This is a genomic window from Mesorhizobium silamurunense (genome assembly GCF_014843905.1).
Taxonomy (GTDB): Bacteria; Pseudomonadota; Alphaproteobacteria; order Rhizobiales; family Rhizobiaceae; genus Mesorhizobium; species Mesorhizobium silamurunense.
On sequence record NZ_LPVS01000078.1, the window covers coordinates 1 to 14,173 of the forward strand.

Genomic DNA, 14,173 nt, shown 5'->3' on the forward strand with positions numbered 1-14,173 from the left:
GCGGCGGCCAGGCGCGCGGCGCGCGCCGGCGGCGGTCCGGGCACCCAGCTCACCTATATCAAGCGCAAGATCAACGTTTATGAGGTCCTCGACGAGGAAGGCCTGGCGCTGATCGAGAAGAACACCGACACGGTGCTGGAAGAGATCGGCATCATCTTCCGCGACGACGCCGAGGCGCTCGCGCTGTGGAAGGAGGCCGGCGCCGAAGTCAAGGGCGAGCGCGTGCATTTCCCCAAGGGGCTCTGCCGCTCGCTGCTCAAGACCGCACCCTCCATCTACACCCAGCATGCGCGCAACCCCGAGCGCTCGGTGCAGATCGGCGGCAATGCGACAGTGTTCGCCCCGGTCTACGGCCCGCCCTTCGTGCGCGACCTCGACGGCAACCGCCGCTACGCCACGATCGAGGATTTCCAGAATTTCGTGAAGCTCGCCTATATGGCGCCGTCAATCCACCATTCGGGCGGCACGGTGTGCGAGCCGGTCGACGTGCCGGTCAACAAGCGCCACCTCGACATGGTCTATTCGCATATCCGCTACTCGGATAAACCGTTCATGGGCTCGGTGACTGCGCCGGAACGAGCCGAAGATACGGTGGCGATGGCCAAGATCGTGTTCGGCGACGATTTCGTCGAGAACAACACGGTGCTGACCAGCCTGATCAACGCCAATTCGCCGATGGTGTTCGACGAGACCATGCTCGGCGCGCTGAAAGTCTATTCGCGCCACAACCAGGCTTGTATCGTCACACCTTTCATCCTTGCCGGTGCGATGAGCCCGGTGACGGTTGCCGGCACGCTGACGCAGGTCCTTGCCGAAGTGCTCGCCGGCGCCTCGTTCACGCAGCTGATCAGGCCCGGCGCTCCGGTGCTGTTCGGCACTTTCGCCTCATCGATCTCGATGCAGTCGGGCGCGCCGACATTCGGCACACCGGAGCCGTCGCTGGTCTCCTATGGCGCCGCACAGCTCGCGCGCCGGCTCGGCCTGCCGTTCCGCACCGGCGGTTCGCTGTGCGCCTCGAAGATCCCGGATGCGCAGGCGGCCTATGAAAGCGCCAACACGCTCAACTCGACCATCCTTGCCGGAACCAATTTCGTGCTGCATTCGGCCGGCTGGCTCGAGGGTGGTCTCGCCTCCTGCTACGAGAAGTTCATGATGGACATCGACCAGCTCGGCATGACGCAGAAATTCTCCGAGGGCGTCGACCTGTCGGAGAACGGGCAAGCCATGGACGCCATCCGCCAGGTCGGTCCGGGCAGCCACTATCTCGGCTGCGACCATACGCAGGCGAATTTCCAGACTGCCTTCTACCGCTCCAACATCGCCGACAACAATTCCTACGAGCAGTGGCTGGCCGAGGGCGAGAAGACGGCGCCGCAGCGCGCCAACGAGCTGGCCCGCCGCTGGTTGGAGAGCTACGAAGCGCCGCATCTCGATCCGGCCATCGACGAGGCGCTGAAGGACTTCATTGCCAAGAAGAAAGCCTCGATGGCCGACGCCTTCACTTGAAAGGAGCCCGAGTCAGGCCGGGCTAAAGTCGCCAACATCATTCACAAGGAAGTCTGGCGGAGCGCGTTCTCCGACCCGGACCGGAAGGGATGATTCTTTCGCGCGGCACGATTGAAGGGATCGCGGCCGCGCTTGCCGCCCATGGCCTGATCCTTCGGGGCGGCTTCCGCTTCGCCAGCGACGAAGCCGCGCCTGCGGGACTTTCGGGTGCGCCCGCGAAGTCCGCGCTCCTGGTCGGGCAAGCGGGCGCGGCGCCTTGGCCGCATTTCCAACGCTGGCTCGAGGGGCAACCGCACCCTATCGCCAATCCGCTCGACACCTGGTCGTGCGAGATGATCGGCGCGGTCGCGCAAGAATTCGGCGCCCGCGCGGTGTCGCCATCCGATCGCCCCTACCTGCCGTTCCAGCAATGGGCGATGCGGGCGGAAGGGTTGAAGCCGTCGCCGCTCGATATCCTCATGCATCCGCAATATGGGCTCTGGCATGCCTATCGCGGCGCGCTGCTGTTCGAGGAGGAAATTTTCCTCCCCGAACCTCGGGAAGCGATTCATCTGTGCGACACATGCGTCGAAAAACCCTGCATGAAATCCTGTCCGGTCGACGCTTACTCGGCGGAGGGTTTCGCACATCAAGCCTGTCTGGCGCATGTGCGCGGCGCCAACGGCTCTCCTTGCCGAACCGGCGGCTGTCTCGACCGCAACGCCTGTCCGTATGGCGCCGACTATCGCTATCCGGCCGAGATCCAGGCTTTTTACATAGCCGCGTTCGCCGGCCTGTGAGCGGTCCTCGCGTCGCACGGAATCTTGAATGCGATTGAGATGTCGTGGCTTGCCCTGACGAGCGGCGCGGATATCTATCGCGGGGCAGCAAGCGGAGCGGGCAATGACGAAGCAGGACATCGAGATCAAGACCCAGGACGGCACGGCGAAGGCGCGGCTGTTTCGTCCAGCCGCACCCGCCAAGGCCGGCGTCATCCTCTACATGGATATTTTCGGCCCGCGCCCGGCGCTCGACCTCATGGCCGAGCGCCTCGCCGAGCATGATTATGCCGTGCTCGCGCCAGACCTGTTCTATCGCAGTGTGCCCTATGGTCCGTTCGATCCCAAGACTGCGTTTGGCGACGACAAGACCAGGGCTCAGCTGACGGCGTTGAGTGGCGGCACGACGCAGGGGATGACAATCCGCGACGGTGCGGCCTTCCTCGACGCGCTCACTGCTGAAGGCATTGATGGGCCGGTCGGCGTCGTCGGCTATTGCATGGGCGGGGCGCGGGCGCTGAATGCGGCGGCAAGCTATCCCGACCGGATCGTTGCGGCCGCGAGCTTCCATGGCGGCAATCTGGCGAGCGATGCCGCCGACAGCCCACACCGCAAAGCGGCGTCGATCAAGGCGCGGGTCTATGTCGGGGTCGCCGGCGTCGATCGCAGCTTCCCGCCCGAGCAATCGGCGCGGCTGGCCGAGGCGCTCCGGATCGCCGAGGTCGACCATACGATCGAGAACTATGTCGGCGTCGGCCATGGCTGGTGCGTCAAGGACCACAGCGTCTACGACGAAGTCGGCGCCGAACGCCACTGGAAGCGGCTGTTGACGTTTTTCGGCGAAACGCTGGGCTGAGGTGTGCCGATAATCAGGTGATGCCGGCCTGCAAGCGGCGGCCTCCTGCGCTTCCGGGTCTCACGTGCTTTAAGTCCGCTCCGCTCCGGTTCTCGGAAGCCACCACTTTGGTCGCTTCGCGCCCGTCTTCGACTCCGGCTCGGCCTGACCTGAATCTCGACACACTTCGTCAGCTGGGCTGACTGGCTCCGCAAAAAAATCTTTCCATCGTCCCAAGGATTGGCCATTAGCCTTCGTCCAACGGGCAAATGACGGCGATGATGCTGGACGACAGCGAAGCCTCCGATGCCGAATTGATCGGGCGGGCGAGGGGCGGAGACAGGGGGGCTTTCGGCAAACTGCTCGAAAGGCACTATGGCTTCGTCTATCGCGCCGCCTATCGCTGGTGCGGCCGCAGGGCCGACGCGGAGGACATCGCCCAGGACGTCTGCGTGCGGCTCGGCCGGGCGATCCGCGACTATCAGGGCAGCGGCGCCTTCACGACATGGCTCTACGCCATGACGCTGAATGCGGCGCGCGACATGATGCGCAAGCGTGCCCGCGACACGGCCAAGACCGAGGCCTTTGGCACCTATGCGCTGATTGCGGGGGAGGGTACGGCGGAAGCCCAGGATCCTGCCGAGGCGCTGTGGGTGGCGGTGCGCATGCTGCCGGACAAGCAGCGCGACGCGGTGCTGCTGGTCTATGGCGAAGGTCTCAGCCACGCCACGGCGGCCGAGGTGATGGCGATCTCGGAGACGACAGTTTCCTGGCACATCCATGAAGCGAAGAAACGGCTGAAGGCGCTCATGCGTTCAGCCGGGGAAGTGTGACCATGGCCGACGACAACGAACTCGAAAGGCTGAGCGACATCGCAGTGCCGGCGCCCGACGGCGAGGCGAAAGCTCGCGCGTTCGCTGCCGCGATGACCGCCTTCGACTGGCAAGAAAAAATCTCGACCGCCCCCCAAGGAACTGCGGCAGGCCTTCGTCTCACGGAGCGAGCACAAATGCTCTGGAGAGAGATCATGCAACGGAAACTCATTGCCACACCGGCCATCACCGCGCTGGTTGCGCTGCCAATCGCCGGATATGCCGCTTTCGAGATGTTGAAGGAGCAGCCGCCCGTCATCGGCGGCAACGGGAAGGTGACCGAAACGGTGGCCGACAAGCCGGCGGCGCAGAAGCCTGCGCCGAACCAGCCTGTGATCAACGAACCGCTGGCCACAGCGCCCGCCAAGGAGAAGAAGGCCGACGCCGATAGTGAAAGACGCGATGAGGCGCAGGTTGAGCCTGCATCGCCGCCGAAGCCGGTGACCGAGGTCGACGGCCTGGTCAAGCAGGAAATGATGCCCGAGGCGCTGCCTGCGCCGGCGCCGGCTGAGACAGCTGGCGGCAAAGCTGCGGCGAGTAACGGGGCGGTTCGAATGGGCTTTTCGGCTCCGGGTGATGCAGCGAAGCTGAAACGCGCGCCTGGCGCGGTCGCCGATTCCAAGCTGATGGTGCAGCCCGTACCCATGCCGGACCAGATGCAGCCGCAGGAGGAAAACCGCGACCGCATCCAGACCTTCAAGACCAATCCGGTTCACGAAGCCGCCCAGGATCCGGTCTCGACTTTCTCGATCGATGTCGACACGGCGTCCTATTCCTTCGTCCGGCGCTCGCTGAAGGAAGGCATTCTGCCCGACCCAGACACCGTCCGGGTCGAGGAGATGATCAACTACTTCCCCTATGACTGGAAGAGACCGGATTCGGCTGCGACGCCGTTCAATTCGACCGTCACTGTCATGCCGACGCCCTGGAACGGGCGCACCAAGCTGATGCATGTCGCCATCAAGGGTTTTGACGTGAAGCCGGCCGAGCAGCCCAAGGCCAATCTGGTGTTCCTGATCGACGTGTCGGGCTCAATGGACGAGCCAGACAAGCTGCCGCTCTTGAAGTCGGCCTTCCGGCTGCTGGTCAGCAAGCTCAAAGCCGACGATACCGTCTCTATCGTCACCTATGCCGGCAATGCCGGCACGGTGCTGATGCCGACGAAGGCGGCGGAGAAGGAAAAGATCCTTTCGGCCATCGACAATCTGGAGCCGGGCGGGTCGACGGCCGGAGAGGCCGGCATCAAGGAAGCCTACAAGCTTGCGCAGCAGTCCTTCGTCAAGGACGGCGTCAACCGCGTGATGCTGGCCACGGACGGCGATTTCAACGTCGGCCAAACCGATGACGACGACCTGAAGCAGCTGATCGAGAAGGAGCGCAAGACCGGCGTGTTCCTCTCGGTGTTCGGCTTCGGCCGCGGCAATCTCAACGACCAGATGATGCAGACCATCGCCCAGAACGGCAACGGCACGGCGGCCTATATCGACACGCTTGCCGAGGCCGAGAAGGTGCTGGTCGAGGACGCGTCCTCGACGCTGTTCACCATCGCCAAGGACGTGAAAATCCAGGTCGAGTTCAACCCGGCCAAGGTCTCGGAATACCGCCTTGTCGGCTATGAGACCCGCGCCTTGAAGCGCGAGGATTTCAACAACGACCGTGTCGATGCCGGCGACATCGGCTCCGGCCATTCGGTGACCGCGATCTATGAGATCACGCCCAAGGGCAGCGGCGCCGAGCAGGTCGATCCGCTGCGCTACGGCCAGGCGAAGGTCGACAATGGCGGCGTCGCCAATGCGGACGAATATGCCTTCGTCAAGATCCGCTACAAGCTGCCGAACGAAGACGTCTCCAAGCTGATCACCACGCCGGTGACGGCCGCCAACGAAGTGTCGTCTTTTGACGAGGCGGGCAGCGACCAGCGCTTCTCGGTCGCGGTCGCCGCCTTCGGGCAGAAGCTGCGCGACGAGGACCAGACCGCGAATTTCGGCTATGACCGCATCCTTGAGATCGCCAATGCGGCCAGAGGCGCCGATCCGTTCGGCTACAGAGCCGAATTCCTGTCGCTCGTGCGGCTCGCCTCGTCGCTGGGAACCAACAAGTAGGACGTGCGGCGCATTTCTTGAACAAAAAGGCCGGCGTTGAGAACCGCCGGCCTTTTTGCCGATCGTTAAATTGCTCGGCTTTTCCGGAACTTCATCGCAATGCCCTCCTGTTAGTCAAAGCTGATAGACGACTTTGAGGGGATGGAATTGCATATCACCGGGAACGTGGCGTCGACTGCGGGTAACCCTCAGGCGCGAGCACCGTCCGCGCCATCGGCTGAATCCGCAGGTATCAAGAACGATGTCGACGCGGCCCGCAACACGGCGCTCTCAGCGCTCAACAACGACCGCTTCCGCGCGATGCTGGAACAGATCAGCGACCCGCGTGCCTCCGGCGAGCTGATGGCGATGGGCGCCGGCAACAAGAACAGCGTCGCTACCGACCTCAATACGGCACTGTCGCGTTACGCCGAAAACAGCGAATAGAGCGGGCCAGCTTTAAGCGCGGCTGCGCCGGCGCTCACGACGACCTTCGCCAGCCTCGGCTGAACCGGCCGAGGCGATCTTGTTGCGCATCGGGCCGATGCGCTCGACGATGGTTTCGACGGTCGGACGCGCCGACTTTTTATGCGCGTCGAGCGCCTTGCGCATGGCGGCAAGGTGGGCGAACGAGGTGCCGCAGCAGCCGCCGACGATTTTTGCGCCGGCATCGACCGCTAACCGGACATAGTCGGCCATCAGCTCGGGCGTGCCGGAATAATGAATCTCGCTGCCGCGGAATTCCGGAATACCGCAATTGCCCTTGACGATCACGGTCGCTTCCGGCTTCGCCTCGGTCATGTCGAGCAGCGAGGACAGGATATCGGCGGCACCGACACCGCAATTGGCGCCGACGCCGAGCGGAGCTTGCGACAGTCCATCGGCGACGCCATGGATGTCCTTCGGCAGCAGCCCCATCATGGTGCGGCCGGCGGTGTCGAAGGAGCCGGTGTAGGTATAGGGCAGGCCGACGCGGATCGCCGCTTCGGCCGCGGCGCGGATCTCGTCTGGCGCCGACATGGTCTCGATCCAGGCAACTTCGGCGCCGCCGGCCTTCAAGCCTTCGATCTGCTCGGCAAAGGCATCGACCGCGTCCTCATAGGTCATGGCGCCGAGCGGTATCAGCAGCTCGCCGGTCGGGCCGACGGAGCCGGCAACAATCACCTTGCGGCCGGCCTTGTCGGCGACCGACCGGGCAATCTCGGCGGCGCGCTTGTTCAGGTCGCCCACCCGGTCCTGAGCGTGATGCAGCTTCAGCCGGTGGCGGGTGCCGCCGAAGGAGTTGGTCAGGATGATGTCGGCGCCGGCATCGACGAAATTCTGATGCAGCGTGGCGATGGTGTCGGGCGCCGTCTCGTTGAGCAGCTCGGGCGCTTCGCCGGCCTCGAGGCCCATGGCGAACAAATTGGTGCCGGTGGCGCCGTCAGCCAAAAGCACGCCTTTTTCGGCAAGCAATGCGTCGATCGGATTGGTCGCGGTCATGGCTTTGCCTTTCGTATCCTGAATTCGGATAACGATATAAAGAAGTCTTTATGTCTAGTCAATGAACTTCCGGTCGCAACAGCGCGCCGAACAACCGCCTTTACGGCCTGGGAATGATCTCGACCTCGATCTCGGTGCAGACGCCGCCATTGGTCGGGTAATGGTCGACCGAGCAAGCGGTGACGACGACGAGCAGGTCTTGTTCGGCTCGCAACGTCACATAGCCGCCGGGCGGATTGATCGAGGCCTCGACAACCAGCGTGCCGTCCGGCTGCGGCATGGAGTTCTGGAAGAGGTCGACCGGGTCGGGCGCGAAGGGCAGTTCGATGCCTTCCGTGCTAAGCGCCTTCATCAGATTGTCGCGGCAGTTTGGATGGTTCGGCAATCCGGCCCGTTCATAAAGTGCGCTGTCGCAGGCAGGGTAAAGCATGTCGTGCGGCCCGGGCGAGGCGTCCTCGATCAAGGTCAGCATCGGCTTGCCGGCGGCGCTGTAGAAATGGTCGCCGGGTTTCGGAAACAGCCTTTCTGTGATGTCGCGGGTCTGTGAGGTGGTCAGCCAATCGAGCCTGCCCTCGGTCGAGAAGGCCCAGAGGTCGGAGACCTGCTGGCCCTTGGGATCGATGATGCGGATGCGGTCGCCGGCCTTGACGCGAAAGGAGCGGCCGGATTGCGGCGGAACGACAACACGATCTGGTTCTTGCATGGATTTCCCTGAAACGATTGTATGCGGCCAGACTGCTGGCCGCATGCCAGGATGACGACGATCGCAGCGTTCAGACAGAGCCTGACGGGAAGGACATACCGGCCAGCTTTTGCGTGAAGCTCGCCGTCTCATGCGCGTTGATGTCGGCGGCGCGGATCAGATTGTCGAAATGGCTGGTCAGGGTGCGGACCGGCTGGGTGGCGTTGAGCACCAGATACATGTCGCCGACATAGATCGCGGCGCGGTAGGGGCCGAAGATCGTGTAGGGGATCGAATAGCGCATGCGGCCGTCGTAGAGGAACAGGCGGAAGGTCGGGTAAAGGTCGTCGAGCAGCGTTGCCATGTGCAGCAATTGCCTGCGGCGTTCGACTTCCGGGAAACGGTCCCAGACGCCGAGACCGCGCGCGAAGATCTCCAGCGTATGACGCGGCATGCAGACCTCCATGTCGGTCTCGGGCCGCCTGTTGTAGTCGATGCGGTATTGCGTTTCGCCGGCCTGTGCCTCGCGGCTCTTGTTGGCAATGCCGGCCTCGTATTCGACCAGCGCCTCGGTGCGCAGGAGGTCCGGAATGCCCGCCGGCACGTAGCGGATCTTGGTGCCGACCGCCTCGGCGTGCCATTTGGCGAGCAGCGTGCGGTCGAAGCCGTCCGGCGCCTCCTCGATTTCCAGGCTTTCGCGAATCTCGCCCGTGACGCCTTCGTCCTGGCTCAGACCCAGCAGCCAGTCGAGCGATACCTTGAACTCGGCGGCGATGTTGAGAAGCGTCTCGGCGCGGGGCAGGCGCGTCGAAGCGCCGGACAGCAGCTGCGACAGCGCCGAACGGTCGATACCGACGGCCGTCGCGAAGGCCGACTGGTTTAAGTCGGAGCGTGTCAAGAGCAATTTCAGGCGCTCCCGAAAGACCGTCGACAGATCGCGCTTGTCCATCACGTCACTCCTGTTCCGAGGAGGAAAAATTTGCGCTGCGGCCTTTCTGACGGCCGCTCAGGCGCAAATGAATCCCCAAGTTTGTTTACAAAGTATAACACATGCGGCCAAGAATGCGCATTCGCAACAGTTTGTGCGCTTTGTCGCGTTGCGACAACGGCAGGCTCCTGACACAATGTTGTCAGGAATCAAACTGGTTCCGGCGACTGGAAGGCAGTGGTCGATAGCATGACTGGCATAAGCAAGAGACGTAGCAGCACACCGGCCGTGGAATGGCCGACGGTATTCCTCATACTCTTCTGCTATGGCGCCTGGCTCGCCACCGGCTTCCTGCTCTGGTCTTCCTATCCGCTGCTGGCGCTCGCAACCCTCACGTTGATACTGGCCCTGCAATCCTCGCTGATGCATGAAGTGCTGCATGGCCATCCGACCCGCAACGCCAGGATCAATGAAGCCCTCGTCTTCCTGCCGATCGGCTTGGTCTGGCCGTTCCGCCGCTTCAAGGCGATCCATCTTCGCCATCATGCCGACGAGCGGCTGACGGATCCGCTGGACGATCCGGAAAGCTATTACCAGGCGCTCTGGATGCATGAGGAAATGCCGCCGGCGATGAAGTTCCTGCTCAAGATCAACAACACCATGGTCGGCCGCTTCTTTCTCGGCCCCTGGTTGTCGTCGATCGGCTTCTTCATCGACGACGTCAGGCAGATGGTCGCGGGCGACAGGGCGATCCGTAAGGGCTGGCTGCTCCATGCCATCGGCCTTGCCGTGGTTGTGCCGATCGTGACCTTCGGCTTCGGCATTCCGCTCTGGCTCTACATTCTGGTGCCGGTGTGGCTCGGCCAGTCGCTGATCTCGGTGCGCACCTATGCCGAGCATCAATGGTCGGAGCACCCGGAGGGCCGCACGATCATCGTCGAGCGGTCGCCGCTGTCCTTCCTGTTCCTCAACAACAACCTGCATTTCGTGCACCACAAGAGCCCGACGGTTGCCTGGTACAGACTGCCGAAGATGTTTCGCGATCGCCGCGAAGAATGGCTGCGGATGAACAATGGCTATGTCTATCCGAATTATTTCGCGCTGATCAAATCCTTTGCCTTCAAGGCCAAGGAACCGGTGGTGCATCCGGTGCTGCGCCGCGCGCCCGGACTCGGCCGCGCCTTCAAGCCGCGCATCAGAGCGCGTAATGTGAATGGACTTGGAACGGCCCCAGTGCCGGCTGAGCCGCCGAAGGAGTGATCTCCGCGACAGCGCTGCCGGCACGCGCTATGCTGGCGCGGGATCTCAATGGTTTCTTCAACCTCTGGACATGGCGGTCAGACTGACGCATGAGTGAATTCATTGCGGCCTTGCCGATGTATGACTGGCCCGAGGTGAGGGCTGAGGTCGATGCCCAATGGGCACGGCTGCGCGATGCCATCAGGCAAAGAGGCATCGAGGCGCCGGAGACCGTCGTGCGCGTCAATGGCGATCTGCCGCCGGTGCCGGGCGGCATTCGCGATGCCGCCGGCAAGATCATTGCGGCTGACCCCGCGACGCTGCCGCCGGACGAACTGAATTTCCCTAGCCTTTGGCTGCATCCGGCGCTGCTTATTGGGCAGACCTGTTGGGGTCCGATGGAATTCGGCCTGTCGAAGCATGTCCAATTAGTTGGCCAGCCGAGTTATGATGCCTATGAGGGCGGTAAGGGTGAACTCTATTCAAGTGCCATCGTCATGCTTGCGGACGGCGGGATGTCGGTACCTTCGCCTACAGACGGTCGGGCTGTAATCCCGATCGATCTGATCCGGGACAAACGATTTGCCTTCAACAGCCTCGATTCAATGTCAGGTATCATCGCCTTGTCTCGCGACCTCGAAGACATGGAAGACATAGAGTTTTCGCAACACCTGCAAAGCGGCGGCCATCGCGCCTCGATCGTCGCCATCGCCGAAGGCAGGGCCGACATCGCCACGATCGATTGCGAAAGCTGGGCATTGGCGCAGCGTTTCGAACCGGCGGCCCAGCGCGTGAAGGTCGTCGGCTGGACGGCGAGGCGCAAAGGCCTGCCGTTCATCACCGCCCTGTCGACGCCGCAAGAGACCGTAGCGGCTCTGCGTGAAGCCGTCGCCAGTCTCGGATATGCTCAGCCGAGCAATCGTTCGTCGAGCGGGTAGGCTGAGAGCTTTTCGTTGCCGGTATCGGTGATCAGGATCTGCTCCTCGATCTTGACGCCCTCGCGTCCGCCCAACCGGCCGATATAGCTTTCCACGCATAGCACCATTCCGGGTTCGAGCACGCCGTCAGGCGTGTCGTCCGTCCAGTCGCTGGCATGCGGCAGAGTCGGATACTCGTCCGCCAGTCCGACGCCGTGGTAGAGCACGCCGTAGCGTGTCGGGAAACAGTCGCCAGGCGGCACCGCCGAGCGTTCGACGAGATCGCGGAAGGAGATGCCCCGCCGCATCAGGCTGGTGTTGTGGGCGATCTGGTCGGCGGCGATGCGGAACAGGTCGCGCTGCTCGTTCGTCGGTCTGCCATCCCCGCAAAGCCAGGTGCGCGAAAGATCGGCGCAAAATCCATAGGGGCCGATGAGGTCGGTGTCGAAGGCGACGAGATCGCCGTCCTCGATGATGCGCGACGAGCATTCCTGGAACCAGGGATTGGTGCGCGGCCCGGATGACAGAAGCCGGGTCTCGATCCATTCGCCGCCACGCGCGATGTTGCCGCGATGGAGTTCCGCCCACAGTTCGTTCTCGGAGATGCCGGGCTTCAGCGCCGCTTCCATCTCGCCCATCGCCGCCTCGCAGGCGACAATGGCACGGCGCATCGCAAGGATTTCGTCCGGCGATTTGATCAGGCGCGCATTCTCCATCACCGCCTCGCCATTGCCGACCGTGATGCCGCGGCGGGCGAGCTCGTCGACGCCTTCGGGATTGATGTGATCGACAGCGATGCGGCGATTGCCGCCGCCGTGCTCGGCAAGGAGCTCGGCGATGCCGGCCGCCCAGCGGCGGACCTTTCGGCCGGTCAACTCGCCGCTGTAGAGATACATCCACGACACCGCCGGCCGCACCTCGTCGACGACGCCCGCATGATCCGATAGATGCTGGCAGGAGAAATAGTCGAACAGCACCACCGGACCGTCTGTCGCCACGAAACAGTGGCGGGTCGGATTGTGTGCGACCCAGGGCTGCATGTTGGTCGAGTCGGTCGCGTAACGGATGTTGACAGGGTCGTAGAGCAGGGCGCCGGCATAGTCGCGGCGCTTGAGCTCGGCGCGAATGCGTTCAAGCCGGAATTTTCGCATGGCAGGCAGGTTGGGAGCGGCAATGCCTGCCGCTGCCCATTCGGCTTCGGCCTGCGCGCCATAGCCCAGCACATGCTGGTTGAGCGCGGCAGCCTTCTCGCGGGACGCCGCGCGCAGCGCGTCGACCGAGCCCGGTTCGAACGGCATGATCTTGCGGTGGCGGCCGAAGCGAAGTTTGTTCATGCAGTCTCCCAGGTGCTTACTGCGCCGTCATCTTGCGCAGCCTGGTGATCGTCACCTGGCGCGGTGCGCCCCCCAGCAACTGCGGCACCGCGATGCGCCGATGGACGGTGTCCATCACATAGCCGGCCTTGGCGATCCTGTCGAAAATGACCGAAGCCGGTTCCTCGTCATCCGCCAGGACAAGCACGGCAGGCTCGCGGATCGACTCGGCGAAATCGGGGATCTCGTCGTCGAGCACGACGAGATCGGGATCGACCAGACGGAGATTGCCGATCCAGAACCAGCTCGACACCACTGTGCCGACCGGCCCGTTGGCCGCCAACTGGCGATGGAGCGAAGCGTAGTCCATCCGCACGATGCCACCGCGGTTGTCGCCGCCGTGGACGTGCATGTACCAGCTCACTGGCAGCACCAGGATGGCGATCACCGCGCCGACAAAGACGATCGTGGCTTGCGTCTTCCTGCCTCGTTCCCCCATCGCGTCCAGCCGCATGGCAAGCGCAGCCGGCAGCAGCACAAACACGGGAAGCATCCAGCGATCGCGAAATTGCGTCACGCCGCCCGCCAACACCACCAGGAGCGTGATCAGCAAGGCGAAGGCGATCGCCCGCCAGACCAGCTTCTCTGGCCACGGTGCGGTCTCGGGCGGCGGTGCGGGTTTCCCGCGTGCCAGGAAAAACGCGACGGCAAAGATCGCCGCCGGAAGCCCGGCGAAGTTGAGTATCGCATTGCCCAGGCCGAGGATGCCGCCAGACAAGCTCTTTGCTACGCTGCCGCCCTCGGCGACGCCCAGGCCACTGCTGTGCGCCAGCAGATCGCTCAGATGCGTGAGGCTCCAGTAGAATGTCGGCAGGCAGGCAAGGATCGCCACAACCACGCTGATCAGGAAACGGCGATCGAAGATCGCCTCACGCGTTTCGCGAAGCGACAGCGCCGCAAGGAACAGCGCGGCGAGAAAGATCACCATATTGTATTTCGACAGCATGGCGGCGGCCGTCGCCAGGCCGAGCAGCACATAGGCGGCTGTCGAGCGCCGTTTCTGCAGCTCGACCAGCGCCAGGAGCAGCAGCGACGAAAAACAAAAAACCGCGACCGAGTGGGTGAGGGCATGCTGCATCTCCCACGCGATCTGCGGAAAAAGCAGCAGGCCGAACATGGCGGCGGTCGCCGCACGGTTCGAGTAGCCCAGGCGGCGCACCGCGGCGAAGCACGCGATCAATCCGCCTGCCAGCAGGGCGTATTTCACGATCTTGAGCGCAAGGACGTCGGTTCCGACCAGCGATGCGGTGAGGATGCCGAGCCAGGTGTATAGAGGCGGCTGCGAGCTGCCGTAGCCGGCCGCGAGGAAGCGCATCGCCATCAGCTGCTCGGAGTCGTCGACGCCGACACCGGTGCCCATAAAGTGCGACGAGAACGTCATCACCACGATCTGGACAAGGCAATATGCAAGGGCAAATGCGATTGCGGCGCTGAAGGGGCCGACCCGTTCATCGCAGAGCCAGTCGGTCCATTTCTCCAGCTGCCGCAAAGGGGTCGTCG

Annotated in this window: 13 protein-coding genes; 8 read left to right on the forward strand and 5 right to left on the reverse strand. The window is 63.4% G+C overall.

Going from position 1 to position 14,173, the window contains the following annotated elements:
- From AU465_RS22150 to AU465_RS22175, 6 genes are all read left to right on the forward strand, one after another.
- The coding region (locus AU465_RS22150; protein WP_192252980.1) for a trimethylamine methyltransferase family protein at window positions 1–1,506 on the forward strand (1,506 nt) is incomplete at its 5' end.
- Window positions 1,507–1,595: 89 nt separating this feature from the next.
- The gene (locus AU465_RS22155; RefSeq protein ID WP_192252983.1) at window positions 1,596–2,285 is read left to right on the forward strand and encodes a 4Fe-4S dicluster domain-containing protein; all 690 of its coding nucleotides are present in this window, start codon (window positions 1,596–1,598) and stop codon (window positions 2,283–2,285) included.
- A gap of 103 nt (window positions 2,286–2,388) precedes the next feature.
- Window positions 2,389–3,120, forward strand: coding sequence for a dienelactone hydrolase family protein (locus AU465_RS22160; protein ID WP_192252986.1), 732 nt, complete (start codon window positions 2,389–2,391; stop codon window positions 3,118–3,120).
- A 248-nt stretch (window positions 3,121–3,368) separates the two neighbouring features.
- Window positions 3,369–3,932, forward strand: coding sequence for an RNA polymerase sigma factor (locus AU465_RS22165; RefSeq protein WP_192252989.1), 564 nt, complete (start codon window positions 3,369–3,371; stop codon window positions 3,930–3,932).
- A 2-nt stretch (window positions 3,933–3,934) separates the two neighbouring features.
- Window positions 3,935–6,073, forward strand: a complete 2,139-nt coding sequence (locus AU465_RS22170; RefSeq protein ID WP_192252992.1) for a vWA domain-containing protein — start codon at window positions 3,935–3,937, stop codon at window positions 6,071–6,073.
- 141 nt (window positions 6,074–6,214) lie between these two features.
- On the forward strand, window positions 6,215–6,499 hold the full coding sequence (locus AU465_RS22175; protein WP_192252995.1) for a hypothetical protein: 285 nt from the start codon (window positions 6,215–6,217) through the stop codon (window positions 6,497–6,499).
- A gap of 12 nt (window positions 6,500–6,511) precedes the next feature.
- Here AU465_RS22175 and bmt read toward each other — a convergent pair whose 3' ends face one another.
- From bmt to AU465_RS22190, 3 genes are all read right to left on the reverse strand, one after another.
- Window positions 6,512–7,534 (reverse strand): betaine--homocysteine S-methyltransferase, encoded by a 1,023-nt coding sequence (gene bmt, locus AU465_RS22180; protein WP_192252998.1) that lies wholly within the window; start codon window positions 7,532–7,534, stop codon window positions 6,512–6,514.
- Window positions 7,535–7,634: 100 nt separating this feature from the next.
- Window positions 7,635–8,237, reverse strand: a complete 603-nt coding sequence (locus tag AU465_RS22185; RefSeq protein ID WP_192253001.1) for a DUF1989 domain-containing protein — start codon at window positions 8,235–8,237, stop codon at window positions 7,635–7,637.
- A gap of 70 nt (window positions 8,238–8,307) precedes the next feature.
- The gene (locus tag AU465_RS22190) at window positions 8,308–9,165 is read right to left on the reverse strand and encodes a helix-turn-helix domain-containing protein (RefSeq protein ID WP_192253004.1); all 858 of its coding nucleotides are present in this window, start codon (window positions 9,163–9,165) and stop codon (window positions 8,308–8,310) included.
- A 228-nt stretch (window positions 9,166–9,393) separates the two neighbouring features.
- Here AU465_RS22190 and AU465_RS22195 point away from each other — a divergent pair, with 228 nt between their 5' ends.
- Together AU465_RS22195 and AU465_RS22200 are read left to right on the forward strand one after the other, a co-directional pair.
- Window positions 9,394–10,404 (forward strand): fatty acid desaturase, encoded by a 1,011-nt coding sequence (locus AU465_RS22195; protein ID WP_192253007.1) that lies wholly within the window; start codon window positions 9,394–9,396, stop codon window positions 10,402–10,404.
- A gap of 89 nt (window positions 10,405–10,493) precedes the next feature.
- On the forward strand, window positions 10,494–11,321 hold the full coding sequence (locus AU465_RS22200) for a phosphate/phosphite/phosphonate ABC transporter substrate-binding protein (protein WP_192253010.1): 828 nt from the start codon (window positions 10,494–10,496) through the stop codon (window positions 11,319–11,321).
- Here AU465_RS22200 and AU465_RS22205 read toward each other — a convergent pair.
- On the reverse strand, window positions 11,291–12,634 hold the full coding sequence (locus AU465_RS22205; protein WP_192253013.1) for a M24 family metallopeptidase: 1,344 nt from the start codon (window positions 12,632–12,634) through the stop codon (window positions 11,291–11,293). The two genes, AU465_RS22200 and AU465_RS22205, sit on opposite strands and share 31 nt — an antisense overlap.
- 16 nt (window positions 12,635–12,650) lie before the next feature.
- Window positions 12,651–14,162: an ArnT family glycosyltransferase gene (locus AU465_RS22210; protein ID WP_192253016.1), complete on the reverse strand. Its 1,512-nt coding sequence runs from the start codon at window positions 14,160–14,162 to the stop codon at window positions 12,651–12,653.
- Between the last annotated feature and the right edge of the window lie 11 nt (window positions 14,163–14,173).

Excerpts from the sequence above, each read along its gene's own strand:
- AU465_RS22155 (WP_192252983.1), top strand. The coding sequence starts at position 1,596 with ATGATTCTTTCGCGCGGCACGATTGAAGGGATCGCGGCCGCGCTTGCC.
- AU465_RS22160 (WP_192252986.1), top strand. The coding sequence starts at position 2,389 with ATGACGAAGCAGGACATCGAGATCAAGACCCAGGACGGCACGGCGAAG.
- AU465_RS22165 (WP_192252989.1), top strand. The coding sequence starts at position 3,369 with ATGACGGCGATGATGCTGGACGACAGCGAAGCCTCCGATGCCGAATTG.
- AU465_RS22170 (WP_192252992.1), top strand. The coding sequence starts at position 3,935 with ATGGCCGACGACAACGAACTCGAAAGGCTGAGCGACATCGCAGTGCCG.
- AU465_RS22175 (WP_192252995.1), top strand. The coding sequence starts at position 6,215 with ATGGAATTGCATATCACCGGGAACGTGGCGTCGACTGCGGGTAACCCT.
- bmt (WP_192252998.1), bottom strand. The coding sequence starts at position 7,534 with ATGACCGCGACCAATCCGATCGACGCATTGCTTGCCGAAAAAGGCGTG.
- AU465_RS22185 (WP_192253001.1), bottom strand. The coding sequence starts at position 8,237 with ATGCAAGAACCAGATCGTGTTGTCGTTCCGCCGCAATCCGGCCGCTCC.
- AU465_RS22190 (WP_192253004.1), bottom strand. The coding sequence starts at position 9,165 with ATGGACAAGCGCGATCTGTCGACGGTCTTTCGGGAGCGCCTGAAATTG.
- AU465_RS22195 (WP_192253007.1), top strand. The coding sequence starts at position 9,394 with ATGACTGGCATAAGCAAGAGACGTAGCAGCACACCGGCCGTGGAATGG.
- AU465_RS22200 (WP_192253010.1), top strand. The coding sequence starts at position 10,494 with ATGAGTGAATTCATTGCGGCCTTGCCGATGTATGACTGGCCCGAGGTG.
- AU465_RS22205 (WP_192253013.1), bottom strand. The coding sequence starts at position 12,634 with ATGAACAAACTTCGCTTCGGCCGCCACCGCAAGATCATGCCGTTCGAA.